The following is a 22545-nucleotide window of genomic DNA, read 5'->3' on the forward strand; positions in this document are numbered from 1 at the left end:
CTTCTCTAGTTTACTGGGACATTGGGGTCAGACCCCTCTGTCCCACTTTTTGGTTTACGATGTAAAAAGGCATATTCTGTGCCTATCCATTTATTAATGTTTTCACGATACATATTAATATATTGTGAATAGATGAGGTCAATAATCACAAGCATTGGGATCTGACCAGATAATTGTCCAATATTTCCTGCATTTTTTAGATCTGATGTCAATAACAGATAATCTGCTAATTCCGCGATTTCTTCTGATTGATTAGAAGTTACAACGACAACCTTTGTCCCCTTCTCTTTTACCCGTTTAATAACAGGAATGATGTTCTTGTTTTCTCCGCGTAACGTCAAATAAAATAATAGATTATTTTCTTTCATAAGAGAAGAAACCATTTCTATTGAATCATAATCTCGAACGATTTCTACATATTTCCCTAAACGAGTGAAGCGAAATTTGAAATCTTCACCAGCTATTGCACTTAAACCGAGACCGTATATATGAATGATTTTATGATCATAAATATATTCGCATACACGTTTAATACTTTCATTATCGATTTTCTCGTTAATCTCTTTAATTAACTCCAAATATTGAAATTGAAGGTTGTTTGTCACATTGCTTTCATTCTCTGGATAGTCTTCAAGTGCTTGCTTATATTGATAAATAAACTCTTTGTAATTTTCGAAGCCTATCTTCTTACAAAACCTTGTAATTGATGCTGTAGATACGTTAATTTGCTTGGCTAAGACTGACTGTTTTATTGGTGGATGTTTCTCAAGAAAAAAATTAGCAATTTGCTCATCCACATATGTAAACGCTATCTTTGATGTTTCTATTAAAAAAAATAAATTACTTTTCATTATCATCCCCCCTCAAATTCGCTACTATTTATTATAACTTATTGAGGGGAGAACTTAAACCAACTAAAAATGAATTGAAATTGTCTTTATTTCTTTTGGTTTAAAAGTACCTAATGTAACAGCATTACTGTTTAATTCCATTGGCTCTATTTCTTTTTCTGCCATGGTAACTAAACGACATTCTTTCACTTCATGACTAAATGTTAATTTACCACCATCGTCAATTGCTGCACTAGTTGGATTAAAGAAGCGAATGATATAGCCACTACCATCGATCTCTTTCTTAAAACTACTAAACACAACATTTAATTCACTAGCATTAAATAAGGACAATCCATTTGGTACATCGTAAGATAAAGGATGTGTAACAAAATATTTTAATGTCGTTGTAAATTGATTCAATGATTGTTGTTGATAATAAGGCATTGAGATAGAATGTTTTTGCCATTCGCTAAATAAATCCGATGCATTAAATGTACGATCTAGCATAAACGAACATTTAAAGGTTAATTTTTTCTGCAATTGACTATCTGGTGTTTCGATATAACGGAATTGATTCCCAGAAGCAACACCTGGTCGGCGCATTAAATCAGGTTTACCAAGATAGCCAACAGAACGAAACAATGTTAATGCAATACTATTATACTCCTGATTTAAGATTTGATATTCTTTTATACCTTTAGAAAAAGCAGTAAGACTATTATTCTTATCATGGATATTAACAAAATTCAGCATTGGATATATAGTAGATGGTTCTTCCTTCCAACCTTTTTCTCTCCAACTATCCAAGTTAGGATCGACCGTTTTCCTTGCAATCGTACCAAAAGGTGTATCTGCAATACTTTCTGATGTGCTGATATTACTATTAATAATTAATCGCATTCGATGGTCTAATGCTTGATTATCTATAGTTAGATGCATATTGATCATCGCATTGTCTTTATTTAATGAAATCTGCAATACATATGGTACCCGTTTGCTTCTTTCACCTAATTCACGTTCTTTTAAATTAGCTGCCACTTGAAATGAACCAGTCATTTTGATTGAACTTGTATACATACCTTGAAACGTAGTAACCGTTGCATCAGAAAAATCATACCTTATCACATCATCATTCACTGGTGGTGAATAATCATAGTTATCCCCGTCATCACCTGAATCTTCAATCATTAAGAATTTTTCATGATAGGTATCTTTCTTTTTATCGTATACATTGATTTGATCAGCTTGATATTCTACTTTATAAAAATCATTCTCTATTGCATGCTGCGTAGCATTAACTTCATTTGGTTCGTTTTCTAACCCATCCTCTACATTCTTTTCATCTTCAACAACCGTTATCACTTCATAGCCCATTGCTCCTATTTCTATAGGAAATACAATCGTTGTTTCGATGTAAAATGCATCAGGATTTGGCTCTTTCACTTTTCTAATTGGATCATTTGTTTTCTTTTCAACATGAATAATTTGGTAAGGTAGTTTTACACCATCATGATAAAGCGCAAAATCATATACAGTTGTTGTTACATTTAATTTTAGCATTTGCTTTCTTTTCATTGGCAACGTATTAAAAATCGTAATTTGGTTTTCTTTCACTTCCGCTCTAGACTCACTTACTTTACGTGTTAAGTAATCTACAATAGAGTAAGAAAGTTCATCCGCCTCGATCAAACGATTTAAAATAGTTCGGTTTGTTTTATCACTATTACAACCGCCCGCACTGTCATGCGCATGGTTTCGTAATGTTAATTTCCATACTTTATCGAGCAAATCCTGTTTATAGCCAATACCAATCGTGTCTGCCAAAGCCATTAATGGCTCAACCTGATAAATTAATCTTCTTTCTATTTTGTCATTCAGATACTTATGATCATATCTTGATGAGTATATGGAACGATGAATTTTAGATACTTCTCCATCTAACAACTCGCCTTGCACAACGGGTAATGTTATACCTTCTTGTTTTATTTCATTAAATAATTGATCATAGTTACTAGCTACAAGTTTTTCATTTTCTAATTGTTGATTAAATTTTTCAATTTGATCTTTTAAATTATAATCAATGTAGCGCTGATCACCACCTACTGGCAGTGCAATATGTGACGATACGGTATCTTTGCTAATCTGTTCAACCAGAGCTTGTGCATCATCTGATTCAATTAACTGCACACCAACAAAATAACCATCTTTTATATTATAAGCAATGACTTGACTCTGGTCTTCGGACTCCCAATAAAATTCACGTTGATCCATCACATCACGAGAAAGGCCTCGCCAAAAAACAGCTTTATCAATACCCATTTGAGAAAATATTTTTGGTGTATCAATCGATTGTCCAAAAGCATCCGGGATATAGCCGAGCATATCTGCTCCACCAAGCGAATTACCCATTTTTATACCTAATTCAAGGTTGCGAACAATTGATTCTCCACGAATAATAAGCTGATCAGTTTGTGTGTACCATGGTCCTATCTTAAGTTTTCCGTCTTCCACTAATTTCACTAAACGTTCTTTTTTGTCTGGATTTGCTTCTAAATAATCTTCTACGATACTTAATTGTCCATCTAGCATATAGTAATCGACAATTCCTTTTTCAAGAGCTTCTATTACTTCATCTACATGGTAACAGAGTTGAATGAACGACTCATTGCTAGTAAAATACCATTCGTAATCCCAATGTGTATGGGCAATAACATGAATTTTCTTCTCCATTTCGCAACCCTACCTAACGCTGTTTGTTAATTATCTTCCATTACTATTTTTTCTTTAATCAAGTTATAGATTTCTTCTTTATCATTTGTGTTTAAAATTGCACTTGTAAATGCATCATCAATCAAAGCGCGAGAAATGGTGCTTAATACTTTCAAATGCTGTTGATTTTCTCCTTCTGGAATAGCTAATGAAAATGCTAACTTTACAGGTTTTCCATCCATTGATTCCCATTCAATTGGGTTAGTGAACTTGACAACCATAACGGAAGGATTCAGCACTGTTTTATTTTTGCAATGAGGAATGGCAATACCGTCTTTAAAGCCAGTTGTTACTTCTTTTTCACGTTTCTTTAATCCCTTGTAAAAAGCTTTTTCAGATTTAACAATTTCTCGTTCTTGAGCAAAGTGACCAATAAACTTTAATGCTTCATCTTTTGTTGTCGCATCTGAGTTAAATGTAATATTATCTAGACTAAACATATTATCCATCATTTTAATCCACCCTTTTTTTTGTAAATCCTATAATCAAAGCAGTGACTAATACACCTGTCATAACACTAAATATCCAAGTAACAAATGGGATTGGCTGTTCAATATAACCAATAAATGTACCAAGTGGAGAACCGATACCACCATAAAACTTAGTTCCTAAACCAGTAGCTAAACCACCCGCTACAGCTGAACCCGCAACAAAAGCTGGAATCATACGAACTGGATCTTGTGCAGCAAATGGTATTGCACCTTCTGTCACACCGACAATTCCCATTCCAAATGCACTGTTTGCTGAAACTTTTTCTGTTGCTGAAAATTTCTTTTTAAATATGATAGAAGCTAGCCAAATACCAAGTGGTGCAACTGAAATCGCAGCTTGTGTTGCTGTTTGTGGAACAAAGTTTGCACCTTCAATTCCATATTTAGTAACGGTGTCTGTAAACACAGCTGTACCGAATATTAGTGCCGTCTTATTGACAGGTCCACCTAAGTCAAAACCAACCATTGCACCGATTACTACACCGATAATTACTGGTGCAGCTGCATAATTTTCACTTAAAACAGTTAGTCCTTCATATAGAGAACTCATTAATCCTGCAATTGGATTTCCTAGAACATAAATTACAATAATAGAAATAAATAACGTACTAACTAAAGGAATGAGCATAATTGGAACAATAGGTTGAATTAATTTTGGATAAGGAATTTTTTTCAACAATCTAACTAAATAACCCACTAAAAAGGCAACTAAAATAGCAGCTAAAAATCCACCACCAGCGTCTGCTCCAAGCATTTCCGCATCGTTTGCTATATAAGCACCAATCATTGCTGCAGCTATAGCCGGTTTACCAGCAATAGAGTTTGCTACAAACCCTGCAAATAACGGAATCATTAGTGTAAAACCAACTTGTCCAACACTAAATAAGTTCGACATTAATTCACCGAAGATAGTCGAATCATCAAATCCCCAATTAACAATTCTTCCTGCTGCATCGCGTTGAAAAGCGGCAACGTTTGCAATTGCTAATATAAGACCAGAAGCAATAACCATTGGGATCATATATGAAATACCAGCCATGATATGTTGGAAGAAACCGCCTTCTTCTGTTTTACCCATTTTCACTCCACCGGCTTTCGTTCCCTTTTCACCGTATGGTTCAGCTTTTTCTAAAGCGGTTTCAATCACACCTTGTGCATTTTTCATTGCTTCACTTGCTCTAACTCGTAATACTCTTTTTCCAAAAAAACGTGACATATCAATATTAATTTCTACTGCTAAGATAACTACATCTGCTTGTTCAATTTCTTCTTGCGTTAATGCATTTTCAACGCCAATTGAACCTTGTGTTTCAATCTTTATATCATACCCTTTTTCTTCGCCAGCCTTTTCTAGTGACTCGGCAGCCATGTAAGTGTGCGCAATACCAGCTGAACACGCCGTTACTCCGACTATTTTCTTGTTTGTCATTATCTGTATCCTCCTCAGTTGAACCACTTATTAAAACGCATACATGAGAGCGCTCGAAACTTATATATAAGTTTTAATAATTTTATTATAAAAGCAGGCCGAAGCATTGTATATACTTTCAACGCAAAGTGTTAAAAGTATCAAAAAAACCATTTTTAATGAAAGTACTTTCATTAAATCGGGACATTGGGGTCAGACCCTTTTGCCCCAAATGGGGCGGAAGGGTCTGACCCCAATGTCCCACCAACTCCTATAATCCGCTTATACCTTTGTTTGCTAGGTTGCTAATCATTTTTGCCATTTCTTCTGGTGTTTTATCCATTCCGTTCTTCAACCATGTTTCAATCACTTGAATACTACCACTCACATAAAACAAGCTAATGTATTCCGTTAACTCCTGATCCACTTGATTTTCTCGGACTAAATTATAAACAGTATGCTCTAATGCGTGCTTCATCACTCGCTTTTTAAAAGATACGTCCCCATGTTCACTAAGTAATGTTTCACAGGCCGCTCTATTTTCCACTACATATTCCAAAATCTTTATCGTCATCTGAAGTCCTTCATCTTCCTTACTATAATTATAGCTAGCTAATGTCTCATTCATATCTGTAATAATTTCTTCCTCTATTTGATGAAGTAAGTCATATTGACTGGCATAATGTGTATAGAATGTAGAACGGTTAATATCTGCCCGTTCACAAATTTCTTTTATAGTAATGGAACGAATTGGCTTCTCACGCAAAATCTCCATTAAACTTTGCTTCAATATCATTCGTGTATATTTTTTTCGACGATCTAATTTCTCGGTCATCTTCTTCACACCTCTTTTTTTTAATCACCTATCCAACAAACTACATACATTCTGTTGAGAAATGTACGTTTCGAAATAAACTGTTTGTTGATTATCCAACACAGCGTTATTATAATAGTACAATGATATCGTTGCAAGAAAGGGATGATTAAAATAAATTTTTCTACATTATTAATAAAATACAAAAAACCGATCGTTATCCTTTTTTTCGCGATTGCTCTTATTAGCGTGTTTATGCAATCTTTTGTAAAAGTGAACTACGATATGGTAGATTACCTTCCAGAAGATGCGCCCTCTGTGGAAGCAATGAACGTACTAGAGGAAGAGTTTTCTGAATCCGTAACAAATGCACGTGTTATGGTTAAGAATGTTTCGATACAAGAAGCGCTTCAATACAAACAAGAATTAGCTGCAATAGACGGTGTATCTAATGTCATGTGGTTAGATGATGCAATCGACATAAAAACACCAATTGAAATTGCAGATGAAGAAACCGTCGAAAATTATTACAAAGATCAATCCGCTTTATTCTCTTTAACCGTTGCTGAAGGGAATGAAGTCGAAATAACAAATGATATATATGAATTAATTGGTGAAGAAAATGCAATGTCCGGCGAAGCAGTTGACATGGCTTTTTCACAAAAAATGACTGGTGCCGAATCATTCAATGCTGCGGCCTTATTAGTACCCATTGTCATTATTATCTTAGTATTATCAACGACATCGTGGTTAGAGCCTGTATTTTTCTTACTTGCAATTGGTGTCTCTATTTTAATTAACTTAGGTACAAATCTATTTCTAGGAGAAGTATCCTTTGTCACGCAATCGGTAAGTCCAATTCTACAGCTCGCCGTGTCACTTGATTATGCGATCTTTTTATTACACAGCTTTCAATTTCACAGACAGCAAACAACAGATATAGAAGAGGCCATGCGTAGGGCGATGAAGCAGTCATTCCCGGCTATCGCAGCAAGTGCAGCTACCACTTTCTTCGGTTTTATGGCATTAACATTAATGGATTTCGAAATTGGAGCAGACCTAGGACTTAACCTAGTAAAAGGGATTCTACTTAGCTTTATTAGTGTGGTTGTATTTTTACCGGCATTAACATTGTGGTTCTATAAATGGATCGACCGCACACAACACAAGAATTTGTTGCCACCAGTTAAAAATATTGGTCATGTCATTATGAAATTTCGTATTCCTAGTTTGCTAATCGTATTCATTATCCTTGTTCCAGGATTTATCGCGCAAAGCCAAACGAACTTCATTTATGGTTCAGGTGAGCTTCCTGATAACACTAGAGCTGGTAAGGATACAATGTTAATTGAAGAAACATTTGGAAAATCAACTCCAATGGTCGTACTTGTACCAAAAGGAGATGTTGGGAAAGAAACTGCATTGAGCAATCAATTGAGCGACTTGAACCATGTAACAAGTGTTATTTCCTATCCAAATACAGTTGGATCTGTCATTCCTTCTGATTATCTAGATGATGCCGTGACCGATCAATTTTATTCCGAAAATTTTACACGAATGATTTTATACACGGATACTGACAAGGAGGGAGACGTAACTTTCTCTTTAATTGATACTGTGCATGAAACGGTGAATGATTATTATGACAACCAAACACATGTATTAGGAGAAAGTGTTACCTTATATGACATAAAAAATATAGTGACCAAAGATAATACTATCGTAAACGTGATGACATTGGTCGCAATTGCAATCGTGTTACTCATTACATTCCGATCAATTACGCTACCGATTATTTTATTAGTTACTATTCAGACAGCCGTTTGGGTAAACTTATCAATCCCTTACTTTACGGATGCACCGCTCGTCTATGTTGGTTATTTAATCGTCAGTACCGTTCAGCTAGCCGCAACAGTCGACTATGCGATTCTACTTTCTGAAAATTACACAGAAAATAGAAAAGAAATGCCAGCGTTCCAAGCAATCAAGCAGACAATCAATCAAAAAATATTCTCAATTTCCATTTCTGCTTCCATTTTATCGAGTGTTGGTTTCATTTTAGCGTGGACATCCTCAAATCCAATTGTTTCTTCTATTGGACTTTTATTAGGTAGAGGGGCGTTGCTAGCGTTTATTCTAGTCGTATTTTTCTTACCGGCAATGTTATACACGTTTGATAAAGTTGTTCAAAAAACCACTTGGAAAGCAAACTTTTTTAAGGAGAAATGATGATGAAAACTAGAAAACTATTTTTACTAACGATGATCCTAATGTTAGTCTTTCCTTCAGTCATAACACATGCGGAAAATAATGATGGTGAAGTAGTTGCTAAAGAGGAAGTAGTCTATGCTACACTTGGTGCGGAGGGTATGTTAACAGATATTTATGTTGTTAATATTTTAGACGTGACCAATCCAGGACAAATAATAGATTATGGAAAATATACAAGTGTTAAGAATCTAACAACCGTTTCACCTATTGAGCAAAAGGAAGATGAAATTATAATCGAACCTTCGGAAAAAGGTGAATTTTATTACCAGGGAAATATGGCGAATCAAGCTTTGCCTTGGGATGTGCAAATTGATTATCGCTTAGATGGTAAGAAAATCAGCCCTAAGCAACTCGCTGGACAATCCGGTCATTTAGAAATGAAAATTAAAACAAGCCAAAATGAAGCAGTAGACAAATCTTTTTTTGAAAACTATTTATTACAAATTTCAGCGACAGCTGGATCTGATGTATTCAAGCATGTTCAAGCAGCAGATGCTTCGATTGCAAATGCAGGAGAAGATTTAGTCGTCAATTGGACAGTAATGCCAGAGAAAAAAGGTGATTTTACTTTAGAGGCGGATGTAACCAATTTTGAGATGCAAGGGATTGAAATTGCTGCACTTCCTTCATCCATGCCAATTGAATCACCAGATACAGAAGCATTAACTAGTGATTTTGAAAGCTTGCACAACGCGATTAGTGAGATAAATAATGGTGTCGGCGAATTAGAAAATGGCATCAGCGGTTTGAATAGCGGTGTGGGCGAATTGAAAAATGGCTCCGCATCATTTCAAGGTGGACTGAATGAGGCGGCCGGTTCATCTAGTTCTTTGGTCAATGCTTCAGATACAATTGGTCAATCATTAGAAAAAATAAGCGAATCCATTGGAAATAGTGCTGAAGCGCCGGATCTGAGTGAATTATCACAGCTGCAGGAGGGCTTAAATCAAATTGCAAAAGGGTTAGAGGATGCTTCCGATGGGTTAAGTAATTTAAATAAAGGATTCACTGAAGCAAATAACGGGTTAAAACAAGTGATGCAAGGCTTGCCAAACCCACCGGCAAGCGATGAAGCATTACAAGCGAAGGTAGCTGAGATGAAAGCTGTGGTAGATGCTTTTGCCGACGATGACCCGAAGAAGCAAACAGCAGTAGAAATGATGAAAACATACCAAGCAGCGATTCAAGCAAAAGGAGCATACAATCAAGCGAAGGAAGTATTTAATGCCGTTGGTCCCGCGCTAACTGCTACAGGAGAAAGTTTGATCACGATGTCGGGGCAATTATCAACGATGGCTAGTGAACTAGGTGGAGCGTTAGAATCGATGGATATCGGCAATTCTTTTGCACAACTCGAGCAAGGACTTACGCAATTAGCAAACAATTATGGCGATTTTCATGCTGGATTAGTTGAGTACACTGGCGGAGTCGAACAATTATCAGATTCATATGCAGGAATTAACCAAGGTATTAGTGAACTAACTAACGGAACGAACGAATTAGCTACAGGCGCTGGTGAATTGCATAACGGAACAAAGGAGTTGGAAACATCAACAGCCGATTTACCAAATGAAATTAAAGAACAAATTGACGCGATGTTGGCGCAATACGATAAATCCGACTATGAACCAGTGTCGTTTGTCTCCAAAGAAAATAAAGACGTTGAACGCGTTCAATTTGTTATCCGAACAGAAAATATAGAACAACAAGAAGATGAAGCATCATCAGACACAGAACAACAACCAAAACAACAAAAAAACCTCTGGGACAAAATAATCGACCTATTTAAATAATAGGCTTTGTATGATTTTGGACGTTGGGGTGGGGCGTTGGGGTCTGACCCGATCGTCCCACTTAAACTGAAATGGGATATTGGGGTCAGACCCAACTGTCCCATTTTCATGTTTACTAAATCTAATTTTGGGAAAGGTATTATTACAATACTTTTTAAAAGGAGATGTTTGTTGTGAGTCATGAAAAACACCAAAAACTTCTAGCAGTTCTTCATGAATGTATGGCTGCTTGTAATCACTGCTTCGATGCTTGTTTACAAGAAGATGATGTAAAAATGATGGCACCATGTATTCGATTAGACAGAGAATGTGCAGACATGTGTGCGTATTTAGAGGGAGCAATTACAAGAAATTCTCCTTACGTCAAAGAGTTAGCAGCTATATGCGCGAAAATTTGCCATGACTGTGGTGTTGAATGTAACAAACACGAACATGATCACTGTAAGAAGTGTGCCGATGCTTGTTTCAAATGCGAAGAAGCATGTAAAACAATCGCATAAGATTATACACAAGATTTCAAGATGAAAATAGTTGTTTCAAAAATCCCAAACAAGCTGATTACAGAACCCCGCCTTTCTGTGATCAGCTTTCTTTATGCTTAAAATGGGACGTTGGGGTCTGACCCGATTGTCCCAATTGGGGCAAAGGGGTCTGACCCCAGCGTCACCCCAGCGTCCCACCACGGCCTCATCCCTACAACCAAATTACATTTTACAAGTGCTTTACATTCCAAGTATAATAGAAATATTACATGTGCTTTGGGGGTTCGATTCATGCAAACAATCCTGGACAAAATCCAATTAAAATATCATACATTAAGTAAGACCGAAAAAAAAATCGCCAATTATGTCATGACACACAATCAGGAGTTACTTAACATACATATTAAAGAATTAGCCAGCAAAATCGAGGTATCTGATGCCGCGATAACACGCTTTTGCAAGAAAATAGGCGCAGCAAATTTTGTCGAATTCAAAATACTACTTCGAGATGCGGTAAAGGAAACAAATACTACTAACGACGCAATTAGTACTGTGAATTCGATCTATGAATCAGTTATCCAGTCCACTAACACCTTAACAAAAATGGAAACTTATCAAGAGGCATGTGACTGGATTCTTCAAGCAAATAAAATACATGTTTTTGGTCTAGGAAGTTCTGGACTATCAGGAGAAGAATTGAAATTTCGTCTTAGCCGTATGGGATTAAACATTAGTGCATATGTTGATTCTCACTCCATGATTATCGCTTCCTCCATTCTCACTGAAAATGATGTAGTTATAGCAATTTCTAGTTCAGGACAAACAAAAGAAATTCTTGAAGCAGTGGAACTTGCAAATCGTAAAAAAGCTAATATCATTTCCATTACAAATTATGCTGAAACTCCTTTGACTAACCACTCAGACCTAGCATTGTATACATCCAGCATTAACCGATATCAAGCACTCGGATTTTTGAATAGTCAATTATCCATTCTTTATTCCCTAGATATTCTTAGTATGTTACTAACTGAAAATCAAACTTATATGAAAGCATACCAAGAAACATTACATGCGCTTGATGAATATAAAAAAATATAGAAATGAATGTCTAGCACTCATTTCTATATTTTTTATGTCACATATTATTTTATTGCATCAGCAAAAGACTTCGTAATCAATTGTGGTCTTGTAATGGCACTTCCAACCACAACAAATGTCGCACCTAATTCTAACACCTTATTTGCTTTTTCCGGTGTATCTACCTTTCCTTCCGCAACAACAGGAATCGTTACAGCATCAACAAATTCTCGGAAAATTTTATAGTCGTCATCTGCAATATTTTGACCTTTTGTTTCCTTCGTGTAACCAACTAATGTAGTTGAAACACAATCAAAGCCCAACCGCTCTGCTTCTACTGCCTCTTCTACTGTCGAGCAATCCGCCATTAAGCTAATATGAGGTGCTTTTTCCTTGGCAAAAGCTACAATATCTTTCAATGTCTCCTCATTAGGTCGACTTCTCACCGTCGCATCCATTGCGATCATATCCGTTTGTGCATCAATTAAAGCCTCAACTTCTTGTTTTGTAGCTGTAATAAAAACTTCACTACCCGGATAATCTTGTTTAATGATCCCAATTACCGGAAGATCTACTTGTTGCTTAATTTCTTTAATATCGGCAACAGAATTCGCTCGAATACCTGAAGCTCCTCCTTCAAGCGCAGCTATAGCCATTCTTCCCATAATGAATGAAGAGTGAAGCGGCTCATCCTCTAATGCTTGACAAGAAACAACTAATTTTTTATTTAATGTTTTAAAGAGATCCATGTTAAATTTCTCCTAACGCTTCTTCAACCTCGTTTTTAATTACAGATACTTCCGGTCCATAAATTACTTGGACACCATTACCACTAACTATGACACCTTTTGCACCTGTCTTCTTCAGTTTTTCTTGATCAACGATTTCACCATTATGAACCGTTACACGTAAACGAGTTGCACAATTATCTACATCTTTAATATTTTTCTTATCGCCTAAAGCCTCAATAATTAAAGCAGCTCTTTCTGTTTTAGTAAAAGTGTATTCTTCCATTGCCTCATCTTCACGACCAGGTGTTTTAAAATTAAATTTCTTAATAACAAATTTAAATGTAAAGTAGTATAGGAAGAACCATGGAATACCAATAAGTGGAACTATATACCAGTTTGTTTTATCTGCACCTTGCAACATACCGAATAACAAGAAGTCAATAAAACCACCTGAGAATGTTTGACCAATCGTAATTTCAAAAATATGTGCAAGCATAAATGCAATACCATCATAAAAAGCATGGATCACATATAATGCTGGTGCAATAAATAAGAAAGAAAATTCGATCGGCTCAGTAATACCTGTTAAGAATGAAGTGATACCAGCTGATAACATTAAGCCAGCCACTTTCTTTTTATTTTCAGGCTTTGCCGTGTGATACATCGCAAGACAAGCACCTAAAAGACCAAACATCATTGTGATATGACGACCAGACATAAATCTAGCTGTACCAATAAAGAACTGGTCGATCACTTCTGAACTACCTAATTGCGCAAAGAAAATACGTTGCGTTCCTTCTATTAGTGAACCATCAACAATCATAGACCCGCCAAGGCTTGTTGTCCAGAACGGTAAATAGAAAATATGATGTAAACCGAATGGTCCTAGTAATCGTAAAACAAAGCCATAGATGAATGTTCCAACATAACCTGTTGCATCAACCAGACCACCTAATGAATAAATACCTGATTGTACAATTGGCCATAAATAGAATAAAGCAATACCTAAAAATATGGAAGCAAATGCTGAGATAATTGGAATAAATCGTGATCCTCCAAAGAATCCTAAGAACCTTGGTAATTCAATTTTGTTATATCTATTATGCAGAATATAAGCTAAAAGACCGGCTAACACACCACCAAATACTCCTGTCTCCAGTGACTGAATGCCTAATACCATCCCTTGTCCGGCACCAGCAATATTTTCTGTTGCAAGCTGTCCAGTAATAATAAGCATTGCATTAATCGTAGCGTGCATAACTAAAAACCCTAGTAGTGCAGCTAAACCAGCAGTTCCTTTATCCGAACGCGCTAATCCAATTGCAATACCGATGGCAAAGATAACTGGTAAATTACCAAAGATGATACTACCAGCAGAACTCATTATTGTAAAAATAGCTTGTAAAAATGCAACATCTAGAAATGGATACGCTTCAATTGTTGCAGCATTACTAAAAGCTCCACCTATACCTAGTAATAAACCAGCCGCAGGTAATACTGCAATTGGTAACATAAATGATTTCCCAAAACGCTGAGCTTGCTCAAAAAATACATTGTTTTTCTTTTTCTTACTCAATGTTTTCACCTCTTTTTTTATTTTGTAAATCGTTTTCAAAAACATTATACAACTGAAAATAGTTTTTTTCAACAAAAAATTTTTGGGACATTGGGGTCAGTCCCCTTTGTCCCATTTGGTCCATTGGGGACTGACCCCAGCGCCCCAACGTTGGAGCGTAATTTTATTTATTCGCAAAGGTATACATCCATCCCATAAAGAAATTTCCACCAATCATATTCCCAATAGTTACAACGATTAAGTTGCGAATAATACTTAGTAATGTAATGCTTTCTGGATGGTCAAGTACCAGGGTAACTGAAAAAATAACCATATTAGCAATACTGTGTTCATAGCCAGATATAAAGAATGTAAATACTAACATGATCATAGTAAACATTTTTACACCATCGCCTTTTAACATCATCGGAATAAAAAAAGCTAAACTGACTAACCAATTACATATGATTGCTCTTGTAAATAATTCCACTATACTTAGATGTGTTTTTTTCTCCACTACACTAAATAAATATTCATTTCCAGTCCCGTCGCTGAAGAGACCTGTTAAGTAGAGAAATACAGCAAAAAAAATGGCACCCAGCAAGTTTCCTAAGTAGGTTGTCATCCAAAGCTTTACAACATCAACCCATCTCATTTCATTTTGTAAAGCAGCGACAGTGTAATAGAACGTATTTCCGGTAAATAAATCACCACCACCATATGCAATAAGAATAATTGCTGCCCCAAATGTTAAAGCAGCAGTAGGATTGGTAAAAGGAGATTGTACTTGATAGAAATAACTCCCTGTTTTAAATGCAACAACCACACCAAGTCCAATAAACATACTTGCTAAAACAGCCCGAGCAATATAACGTATTGGACTATGGTAATAAATTTGCTCTTTTTTATGTGCCAACTGAACAACTTGTAATAATGCGTCCTTCTCCATCAATAAACCACCACACCATCTATTTAGGCACTAGTATTTGTTATTTTTAAAAGAAAAATACATATAAATTGGGACGTTGGGGTCAGACCCCAGCGCCCCAAAAAGTGCTTGCAAAACGTAAAAATGGGACAAAAGGGTCTGACCCCAATGTCCCGATGTCCTATTATTTAATGATTGGTAAGGTTATAGATGATGGATGATTTTGATCGTGGTAAATGGTTTGGTTTGCTTTAACCATTTCATCTGTATCCATCGTTGTTTCTCCGGTATTTGGATTAACATCATACCATGGGTAATTACTTGATGAAATTTCTATGCGAATCGAATGACCTGGCAAAAAGACATTACTTGTTGCCCAAAGATCGATTTCATATTCAACAATTTCACCAGATAAAAGTTGTGCTTTTTCTTTTCCGCTACGCCATTTTGCACGGACAATACCATCAGCCAAATTATATGCTCTGCCTTCTGAGTCTACATCAACCAACTTCACTGTAAAATCTGTATCAACAGCATCAGAAGAAGCCCAAATATTAGCTTTAATCCAGCCCGTTACCTCAACCGGTGCCTCCAAAACCTCAGACGTATAAACTAATACATCATCTCTAGCTTCTATAGTTGATTGATCTCGAGGTCCCGCATTTCGACCGTTATAAAATAACACGCCACCACCTGTTGTCGGAACAGGATCATGTGGATCATATACATACTCATCAACTGGCTCATCAGTTGGCTGCAATGTAGATAATATACCACGATTTTGTTGCGCTTCGCCATCACTGTGCAAATAGTATTTCGTATAATTTGTATTAGGTAATGGCCAGTTTTTGGCTGATTTCCACTTATTTATCCCCATTGTAAAAATATACACAGGATCATCTGTTTCTAACATTTGCTCTTGTTCATCTTTTAACCAATAATTAAACCATTTCAGATGTAATGAAGTTATATCTTCTTTTCCATCAATCGCATAACCAGAACTCGTGATTCCAAAAACTCGCTCTCCGCTGTCCGAATGAAACATACCATGCGTCCAAGGACCAATGATTAACTTTTGATGTTCATTATAAGTGCTTAACTGTTCAAAGTTCTTTATTGTTTGTCCTAAAAAGTTATCATACCAACCGGCTAAATGAAATGCTGGTAAATTAAGTGCTTGATCGTAATTATAGTTTTTTCCCTTCACACTATTTACAAATTTATTATTAATATAACCGTCAAATAATTCATGTAACTCTGGATGTTTCATCACTGGTGGCCAATCTTTTATCGGTTTATAATCATGCCATTGATCAATATGATCCAAATCATGCATAATTTCTTTCATCGTTTCTTCATATTCTTTCCCTTTTATTCTTTTCAAATAATCCGGTGCAACAGAATCTAAAATCCATGTTTCTGCAGCCGCAAATTGATAGACACCATTTCTATTAAAAGCATCTCCATGCACATTTCCTGTCATTGCAGGAAAAATTGCTTTCAATGCTGATGGTTTTTCTAGTGTGGCATACAATTGAGTAAAGCCATAATAGGAAAGTCCAAACATTCCAACTTTTCCATTGGAATAAGGTAATGAGGCAGCCCATTCCACACTATCATAGCCATCTTCTACTTCCTGGGCGAAAGGATAGAATTCACCTTCTGAAGCAAAACGTCCACGTACGTCTTGGATGATCACGACATAGCCACTCATTGCCAAACGAATCGGATCCACATAACGGTGCGAAAAGTCCGGAAGATTCTTGTTATAAGGTAGACGACATAATAATACTGGGTATTGGCCATTATCACTTGGACGATAAATGTTAGCATATAGATTAACACCATCTCGTAACTTACAAGCTACTTCTCGATCCACAATCACTTGATTTGCTTGCTTCATTTAAATCAACTCTCCTTAATTGTTGAGTTGGGACATTGGGGACTGACCCCAATGTCCCAACTCTTATTATTAAAGCAAATGCTGTACGGAAGTTTGACTTCAGCACAGCATATATTTGCTCTTCATTATTTTGCTAGCATTTCATCGACTTTATCTTGATTGTTATCAATCCATTCTTGTGCCACATCTTTTGGTTCTTGTCCTTCGTCTTCAATCTTCCCAATCATCTCTTCTACATCTTCAATAGGGATACTCCAATTACTTAAAAATTTATATGCGTCTGGTGCTGATTCTTTTAATTCATTATTTGTAATTACGTGAACAGAAGCAGTTCCAAAGATATCTTTTTCTTCTTCTAAAATCTTAATGTCTAATTTATTAAACATTGTATGTGGTCTCCAACCATAGAAAAGCACCGGCTCTTCTTGTTCCATTGATTTCATCGCCTGAGCTAACATACCACCCTCAGAAGAGTTCACTTGTTGCATATCTAAACCATATTGATCAATAACATCATTAATATAACCAGTTACACTCGCACCTTTTTCAATTGAATATAGTTTATTCTTAAACTCGCCTTCTTTACCAACTAAGTCAGATACACTATTGATATCTTCCATATATGTTGGTACAACTAAACCTGCATCTGCAGGACCATAACTCTTAGCAGTATTTTCAATAGAATCCGCATATTTTTCTAAATAAGTTTCATGTGCTGGTAACCAAGCATCCATGAACACATCAATATCTCCACGGGATAAACCAACATACACACTTCCAGCATCTGCACTCGTTTCTTCAACTGCATATCCCATGTCTTCTAACAAAATTTTAGCAATTTCAGTTGGTGGTACAGTACTTGTCCAAGGTGTGACACCAAAGGTAATAGTTTGATTTGCCTCAGAACCTTCACTTCCTGAACCATCATTCGCTGCATCTCCATCTGAACTACACCCTGCAAAAATAAGTAAAAAAGTAAGTGCTACAAAACCGAAAATTAATTTTTTCATTTTTCTCGCTCCTTTATAATTTTTTCCCAAGACCTTGAGTAATTCGGTCTAAAATAATTGCAATAACTACAATTCCTAATCCACCTGTTAATCCAAGACCCACATTAACAGTAGAAATACCAGTTAATACAGTGTCACCTAATCCAGGTGCACCAATCATTGAAGCTACAACAGCCATGGATAGAGCTAACATAATTGTTTGGTTTACACCAGCCATTATTGTTGGAATAGCCAGTGGCAACTGAACTTTAAATAGCAACTGCTTTGGAGTAGATCCGAATGCTCTTGAAGCTTCAACGACTTCTTCTGGCACTTGTTTAATCCCTAAATTAGTCATTCTAACAGCAGGAGGTGCCGCGAATACAAATGTAGCAATCACTGCAGGTACTCCCCCAAGTCCGAATAATAAGATAGCAGGAATTAAATAAACAAAAATTGGCAATGTTTGCATAAAATCTAAAATTGGTTTAACAATTCTATCTACAACACTATTCATTGCACTTAAAATTCCAATTGGCACACCGAATATAACAGAAATCAATGTTGATACAAGTACAATAGCTAATGTTTGCATAGACTCAGGCCATAGCGCCACAGAACCTAAATAAAAGCAACCGATCAATGTGAATACCGCTACACCTTTTCCTGCTGTTTTCCATGCTAACAGCACTAAAAGAATAGTGATGATCTCAGGTGGGATCATTATTAATAAATCTGTAACGCCATTAATAAAGGCAGCAATCCATTCACTTATCTGATCAAATAGTCCACTAGTCGTCGGAATTAACCATCCATCAACAAACGTATTTGTCCATTCTTCTAATGGTAATTGAAAGTAATTCATGATGTCGCCCCCTCATTATCTTTTTCTTTTCCTAAAACTAAACCTGATAGAATAGAAACTCTAGAGATTATCCCACACAATACACCCTCTTCGACCACAGCAATTGGATATTTCGTATCTGCTGCAATTCCAATTAAGTCATCTAGCGGTGTATTTGGAGCTGTCGTATGAACATCGTCTCGTAACATTTCTGTTATCGGTAAATGCTCTTTATGTGAACGAATAGCGTCATCGATTGTTAATAGACCTTGGAAGTTATCATCGCGGTCTACAACAAAAATACTAGATGCACCAACTTCCTCCATCTTTCGTATAGCCATATTCGGCCCATCTTTATCGGTAGTTAATACTTTAGGTTTTTTCATGACATGTGACGCTTCTAGGATTTTGGAACGATCGACATCTTTGACAAATTGGGAAACATAATCATTTGCTGGATTTTCTAAAATTTGTTCCGCCGTACCAATTTGTACAATCTGACCATCTTTCATAATGGCGATACGATCACCAAGTTTTAAAGCTTCATCTAAATCATGTGTAATAAATAATACGGTTTTATTAAGTCTGTGTTGTAATTTTAATAGTTCGTCTTGCATCTCTGTACGAATAATTGGATCAAGCGCACTAAATGCCTCATCCATTAGAAGAATGTCTGGGTCATTTGTAAGTGCTCTGGCTAAACCAACACGTTGTTGCATGCCGCCACTTAATTGGCTTGGCATACTATCTTCATATCCTTGCAAACCGACATCTATTAGGGTTTTCTTCGCTCTTTCTTCCCGTTCTTGTTTTGAGACATTTTGCAATTCTAAACCATAGGCTACATTTTGAAGTACATTACGGTGTGGTAATAATCCAAACTTTTGGAAAACCATCCCTAATTTTTTACGTCTTGTTTCAATAAGACTTTGCTTGTCCATTTTTGTAATATTTTCGCCATCAATGATTACTTCACCGTCTGTTGGTTCAATCAAACGATTGATAAGTCGAATCAATGTCGATTTCCCGCTTCCTGAAAGACCCATGATCACAAAGATTTCACCAGGTTCGACTGAAAATGAAGCTTGGTTCACACCTACAGTCATTCCCGTATCTGCTAAAATTTCATCTTTCTTCTTTCCATCTTTTAATAATTTTAACCCTTGTTTAGGGTGAGGTCCGAAAACTTTTGTTAATTTATTCACTTCTATTTTTTTCATAAACATACTCCTCTATTTTTATCTGATATCTTAGCTTAGTCCGATTTTTCTTCCTGCCTGTTTAGGGGATTTCAAATGTTTATGGATATTCCATATTGCACTTATATTTTTTTCAACACTTTGAGGAAATGGCGAAGGTCTTCCTTCCTCCATATTCATTCCCATTAACATCTGTTCACTAGTAGCTACAACTACAGACGCTCCATCTATTTCTGTTTGCATTTCAAAAAACACATGCAGTCTTTTTTGATCACAGTCTAGTAATTGTAGTCTAATTTGAATTGGTTGATTTTCTAATACTTCACGCAAGTAACAAATATGTGTTTCCAACGTAAAAATGGAATAACCAAGTGTGTTTCGTGTTTGTTCATCTAAGCCAATATATTCGATAAAAGCGTCAACTGCCAGACTAAAAACTTTCGCATAGGCAGCATCGTTCATATGGCCGTTGTAGTCAACCCATTCATGCTGTACAACATCATTGTATTGAAAAGTATTTGATGGCATGTTTTCACCTCGTATAGTCTGATTGTTTATATTTTTGAAGCTGGCCAATAATCTTCTACTAAATCAAGTAATCTCACTAAGAATTCATTTCGTTTCTGTTCTAATTCAAAAACAGATGCCTCACCAGCGTGACTTTCACAACCTTGAATTACCTTCTCTTTTAATTCATCGGTTAATTCGGGTGCTTTTAATTTTGTCCACGGTAATTGTAAAGCAGGCCCAAATTGTTCTAGCATATGACGCATCCCTGCATCGCCACCAGCTAAATGGAACGTTAAAAATGGTCCCATTTGTGCCCAGCGTAGACCTGCTCCATAAATAATCGCCGCATCCACTTCTTCAGTAGTAGCAATTCCGTCGTTCACTAGATGAAGTGCTTCTCGCCATAGGGCCTCCATCAGTCGATCAGCAACATGGCCCTCGATTTCTTTTTGAATAATCAGTGGCTTCATTTGAAGTGAAGTGAAGAATTCTCTAGCTTTTTGTATAGTGACATCACTTGTTTCTTTACCACCTACTAGTTCAACTAAAGGTAAAATATAGACTGGATTAAAAGGATGGGCTACTAATACACGTTCAGGATGTGTAAGCCCGGATTGTAGTGTAGATGGCATGATACCCGAGGTGCTAGAGCCTATAATTGCATCTGCTTTCGCATGTTTATCAATAGTTGCTAAAACATCTTTTTTTAACTGCTCGCGTTCAGGAACATTCTCTTGGATGAAGTCAGCATCTGCCACTGCGTCTTCCATTGTTGTCACAAATTTTAGTTTTTCTTTCGAAGCATGCTCAGCCATTCCTAGCTTCTCTAAGGTTGGCCAAACGTTCTCTATTACTTTATTCGTACGCTCTTCTGCGCCTTGTGATGGATCGTAAGCAATTACTTCATGTCCTTGAGCAAGGAAACGAGCAATCCATCCATTGCCAATTACTCCTGTACCGATTACAGCCACTTTATTTATTGTTGTCATCATTTACCTCCTACATTCGGGTTTCTCAAGCCATATTGCTCTCTTGCTTCAGCTGGAGAAAGTACTTCTATTCCATTTTGCTCTAATAGATTCATAGCCTTATCTACGAGTTGATCATTTCTTGCAAGCACGCCCTTACTTAAGTAAAGGTTATCTTCTAAACCTACTCGTACATTTCCACCAAGTAATGCTGCTTGTGAAAGAATTGGTAATTGCATACGTCCAATACCAAATGCAGACCAATGTGCATTTTCAGGAATTCGATTTTTCAAGTAAAGCATTGTTTCTGCATCTGCCTCAGCTCCCCAAGGAATCCCTAAGCAAAATTGAAACATTGGATCGCCATCAATCAACCCTTCATTTATTAACTGTTTAGCAAAACGTAAATGACCTGTATCAAAACATTCCAATTCCGGTTTTACGCCAGCCTGTTGAATAAGTTTTGCTTGTTCACGTAACCAATCTGTAGGACTCATGTAAATCATATTTCCAAAATTAACAGAACCACAATCTAGTGTACACATTTCTGGTAGCAATTCACCTATTGGTTCATGTCGCTCTGCGGGTGTTTGTATATCAGTACCGGCCCCTCCAGCCGCTGGTGTTTGTAAACTTGGAATAAAATCACCGCCACCGCCAGATGTAATATTAATAATAACGTCTGTTTCCGCATCTCGAATACGATCTACGATTTCACGATAATGATTCACATCATGGCTAATGCCTCCCGTTTCTGGATCACGTGCATGAATATGGGCAACGGTAGCACCTGCTTTAGCCGATTCAATTGTTGCTTCTGCTATTTCTTTTGGTGTAACAGGAACATGTGAACTTTTCTTCGTTGTATCTCCTGCACCAGTTACAGCTGCTGTAAGCATAACTTTCTTAGACATTTGTTCACCACTCCTTTTTATGTATTTTTCATTCACAAAATTGTCGATAAAAATTCGTACGCGTCG

Annotated in this window: 19 protein-coding genes; 4 read left to right on the plus strand and 15 right to left on the minus strand. The window is 36.5% G+C overall.

Annotated features, from left to right (window positions below):
• Positions 1-5: 5 nt before the first annotated feature.
• From HP569_RS03310 to HP569_RS03330, 5 genes are all read right to left on the minus strand, one after another.
• Positions 6-851: a MurR/RpiR family transcriptional regulator gene (locus HP569_RS03310; protein WP_182199726.1), complete on the minus strand. Its 846-nt coding sequence runs from the start codon at positions 849-851 to the stop codon at positions 6-8.
• A 63-nt stretch (positions 852-914) separates the two neighbouring features.
• Entirely contained in the window at positions 915-3563 is a 2649-nt protein-coding gene (locus HP569_RS03315) for a glycoside hydrolase family 38 N-terminal domain-containing protein (protein ID WP_182199727.1), read from the minus strand.
• A gap of 26 nt (positions 3564-3589) precedes the next feature.
• Positions 3590-4051 (minus strand): PTS sugar transporter subunit IIA, encoded by a 462-nt coding sequence (locus tag HP569_RS03320; RefSeq protein WP_182199728.1) that lies wholly within the window; start codon positions 4049-4051, stop codon positions 3590-3592.
• A 4-nt stretch (positions 4052-4055) separates the two neighbouring features.
• The gene (locus HP569_RS03325) at positions 4056-5522 is read right to left on the minus strand and encodes a PTS fructose transporter subunit IIC (RefSeq protein ID WP_182199729.1); all 1467 of its coding nucleotides are present in this window, start codon (positions 5520-5522) and stop codon (positions 4056-4058) included.
• Between the two features lie 250 nt (positions 5523-5772).
• The gene (locus tag HP569_RS03330; RefSeq protein ID WP_182199730.1) at positions 5773-6336 is read right to left on the minus strand and encodes a TetR/AcrR family transcriptional regulator; all 564 of its coding nucleotides are present in this window, start codon (positions 6334-6336) and stop codon (positions 5773-5775) included.
• 144 nt (positions 6337-6480) lie between these two features.
• Between HP569_RS03330 and HP569_RS03335 the strand changes: the two genes are divergently transcribed.
• From HP569_RS03335 to HP569_RS03350, 4 genes are all read left to right on the plus strand, one after another.
• Entirely contained in the window at positions 6481-8544 is a 2064-nt protein-coding gene (locus HP569_RS03335) for an efflux RND transporter permease subunit (protein ID WP_182199731.1), read from the plus strand.
• A gap of 2 nt (positions 8545-8546) precedes the next feature.
• Positions 8547-10379, plus strand: coding sequence for a YhgE/Pip domain-containing protein (locus HP569_RS03340; RefSeq protein ID WP_182199732.1), 1833 nt, complete (start codon positions 8547-8549; stop codon positions 10377-10379).
• 173 nt (positions 10380-10552) lie between these two features.
• The gene (locus HP569_RS03345) at positions 10553-10879 is read left to right on the plus strand and encodes a four-helix bundle copper-binding protein (RefSeq protein ID WP_182199733.1); all 327 of its coding nucleotides are present in this window, start codon (positions 10553-10555) and stop codon (positions 10877-10879) included.
• Between the two features lie 273 nt (positions 10880-11152).
• A complete protein-coding gene (locus HP569_RS03350; RefSeq protein ID WP_182199734.1) occupies positions 11153-11959 on the plus strand; it encodes a MurR/RpiR family transcriptional regulator in 807 nt (268 codons plus the stop codon).
• 44 nt (positions 11960-12003) lie between these two features.
• On the opposite strand, the gene HP569_RS03355 is transcribed toward HP569_RS03350, so the two are convergent.
• From HP569_RS03355 to HP569_RS03400, 10 genes are all read right to left on the minus strand, one after another.
• Complete coding sequence (locus HP569_RS03355; RefSeq protein WP_182199735.1) at positions 12004-12687, minus strand: N-acetylmannosamine-6-phosphate 2-epimerase; 684 nt, start codon at positions 12685-12687, stop codon at positions 12004-12006.
• Position 12688: 1 nt separating this feature from the next.
• Positions 12689-14182 (minus strand): PTS transporter subunit EIIC, encoded by a 1494-nt coding sequence (locus HP569_RS03360; protein ID WP_246366910.1) that lies wholly within the window; start codon positions 14180-14182, stop codon positions 12689-12691.
• A gap of 226 nt (positions 14183-14408) precedes the next feature.
• Entirely contained in the window at positions 14409-15173 is a 765-nt protein-coding gene (locus tag HP569_RS03365; RefSeq protein WP_182199737.1) for a formate/nitrite transporter family protein, read from the minus strand.
• 163 nt (positions 15174-15336) lie between these two features.
• Complete coding sequence (locus tag HP569_RS03370) at positions 15337-17055, minus strand: CocE/NonD family hydrolase (RefSeq protein WP_182199738.1); 1719 nt, start codon at positions 17053-17055, stop codon at positions 15337-15339.
• Positions 17056-17180: 125 nt separating this feature from the next.
• Complete coding sequence (locus HP569_RS03375; RefSeq protein WP_182199739.1) at positions 17181-18065, minus strand: glycine betaine ABC transporter substrate-binding protein; 885 nt, start codon at positions 18063-18065, stop codon at positions 17181-17183.
• 13 nt (positions 18066-18078) lie between these two features.
• Positions 18079-18909, minus strand: a complete 831-nt coding sequence (locus HP569_RS03380; RefSeq protein WP_182199740.1) for an ABC transporter permease — start codon at positions 18907-18909, stop codon at positions 18079-18081.
• Positions 18906-20108: a quaternary amine ABC transporter ATP-binding protein gene (locus tag HP569_RS03385; protein WP_220464444.1), complete on the minus strand. Its 1203-nt coding sequence runs from the start codon at positions 20106-20108 to the stop codon at positions 18906-18908. Before HP569_RS03385 ends, HP569_RS03380 begins: the two co-directional genes overlap by 4 nt.
• 30 nt (positions 20109-20138) lie before the next feature.
• Entirely contained in the window at positions 20139-20615 is a 477-nt protein-coding gene (locus HP569_RS03390; protein WP_182199742.1) for a thioesterase family protein, read from the minus strand.
• 26 nt (positions 20616-20641) lie between these two features.
• Positions 20642-21586, minus strand: a complete 945-nt coding sequence (locus tag HP569_RS03395; protein WP_182199743.1) for an L-carnitine dehydrogenase — start codon at positions 21584-21586, stop codon at positions 20642-20644.
• Positions 21586-22479, minus strand: coding sequence for a beta-keto acid cleavage family enzyme (locus HP569_RS03400; RefSeq protein WP_182199744.1), 894 nt, complete (start codon positions 22477-22479; stop codon positions 21586-21588). The genes HP569_RS03395 and HP569_RS03400 overlap by 1 nt, the downstream gene beginning before the upstream one ends.
• Between the last annotated feature and the right edge of the window lie 66 nt (positions 22480-22545).

The sequence above is a fragment of the Paraliobacillus salinarum genome, from assembly GCF_014083865.1.
GTDB lineage: Bacteria > Bacillota > Bacilli > Bacillales > Amphibacillaceae > Paraliobacillus > Paraliobacillus salinarum.

Coding starts and splice junctions, on each gene's coding strand:
- HP569_RS03335 (WP_182199731.1), top strand. CDS start 6,481: ATGATTAAAATAAATTTTTCTACATTATTAATAAAATACAAAAAACCG.
- HP569_RS03370 (WP_182199738.1), bottom strand. CDS start 17,055: ATGAAGCAAGCAAATCAAGTGATTGTGGATCGAGAAGTAGCTTGTAAG.
- HP569_RS03355 (WP_182199735.1), bottom strand. CDS start 12,687: ATGGATCTCTTTAAAACATTAAATAAAAAATTAGTTGTTTCTTGTCAA.
- HP569_RS03315 (WP_182199727.1), bottom strand. CDS start 3,563: ATGGAGAAGAAAATTCATGTTATTGCCCATACACATTGGGATTACGAA.
- HP569_RS03350 (WP_182199734.1), top strand. CDS start 11,153: ATGCAAACAATCCTGGACAAAATCCAATTAAAATATCATACATTAAGT.
- HP569_RS03325 (WP_182199729.1), bottom strand. CDS start 5,522: ATGACAAACAAGAAAATAGTCGGAGTAACGGCGTGTTCAGCTGGTATT.
- HP569_RS03330 (WP_182199730.1), bottom strand. CDS start 6,336: ATGACCGAGAAATTAGATCGTCGAAAAAAATATACACGAATGATATTG.
- HP569_RS03310 (WP_182199726.1), bottom strand. CDS start 851: ATGAAAAGTAATTTATTTTTTTTAATAGAAACATCAAAGATAGCGTTT.
- HP569_RS03375 (WP_182199739.1), bottom strand. CDS start 18,065: ATGAAAAAATTAATTTTCGGTTTTGTAGCACTTACTTTTTTACTTATT.
- HP569_RS03400 (WP_182199744.1), bottom strand. CDS start 22,479: ATGTCTAAGAAAGTTATGCTTACAGCAGCTGTAACTGGTGCAGGAGAT.
- HP569_RS03380 (WP_182199740.1), bottom strand. CDS start 18,909: ATGAATTACTTTCAATTACCATTAGAAGAATGGACAAATACGTTTGTT.
- HP569_RS03385 (WP_220464444.1), bottom strand. CDS start 20,108: ATGAAAAAAATAGAAGTGAATAAATTAACAAAAGTTTTCGGACCTCAC.
- HP569_RS03390 (WP_182199742.1), bottom strand. CDS start 20,615: ATGCCATCAAATACTTTTCAATACAATGATGTTGTACAGCATGAATGG.
- HP569_RS03340 (WP_182199732.1), top strand. CDS start 8,547: ATGAAAACTAGAAAACTATTTTTACTAACGATGATCCTAATGTTAGTC.
- HP569_RS03395 (WP_182199743.1), bottom strand. CDS start 21,586: ATGACAACAATAAATAAAGTGGCTGTAATCGGTACAGGAGTAATTGGC.
- HP569_RS03365 (WP_182199737.1), bottom strand. CDS start 15,173: ATGGAGAAGGACGCATTATTACAAGTTGTTCAGTTGGCACATAAAAAA.
- HP569_RS03320 (WP_182199728.1), bottom strand. CDS start 4,051: ATGGATAATATGTTTAGTCTAGATAATATTACATTTAACTCAGATGCG.
- HP569_RS03360 (WP_246366910.1), bottom strand. CDS start 14,182: ATGTTACCAATTGCAGTATTACCTGCGGCTGGTTTATTACTAGGTATA.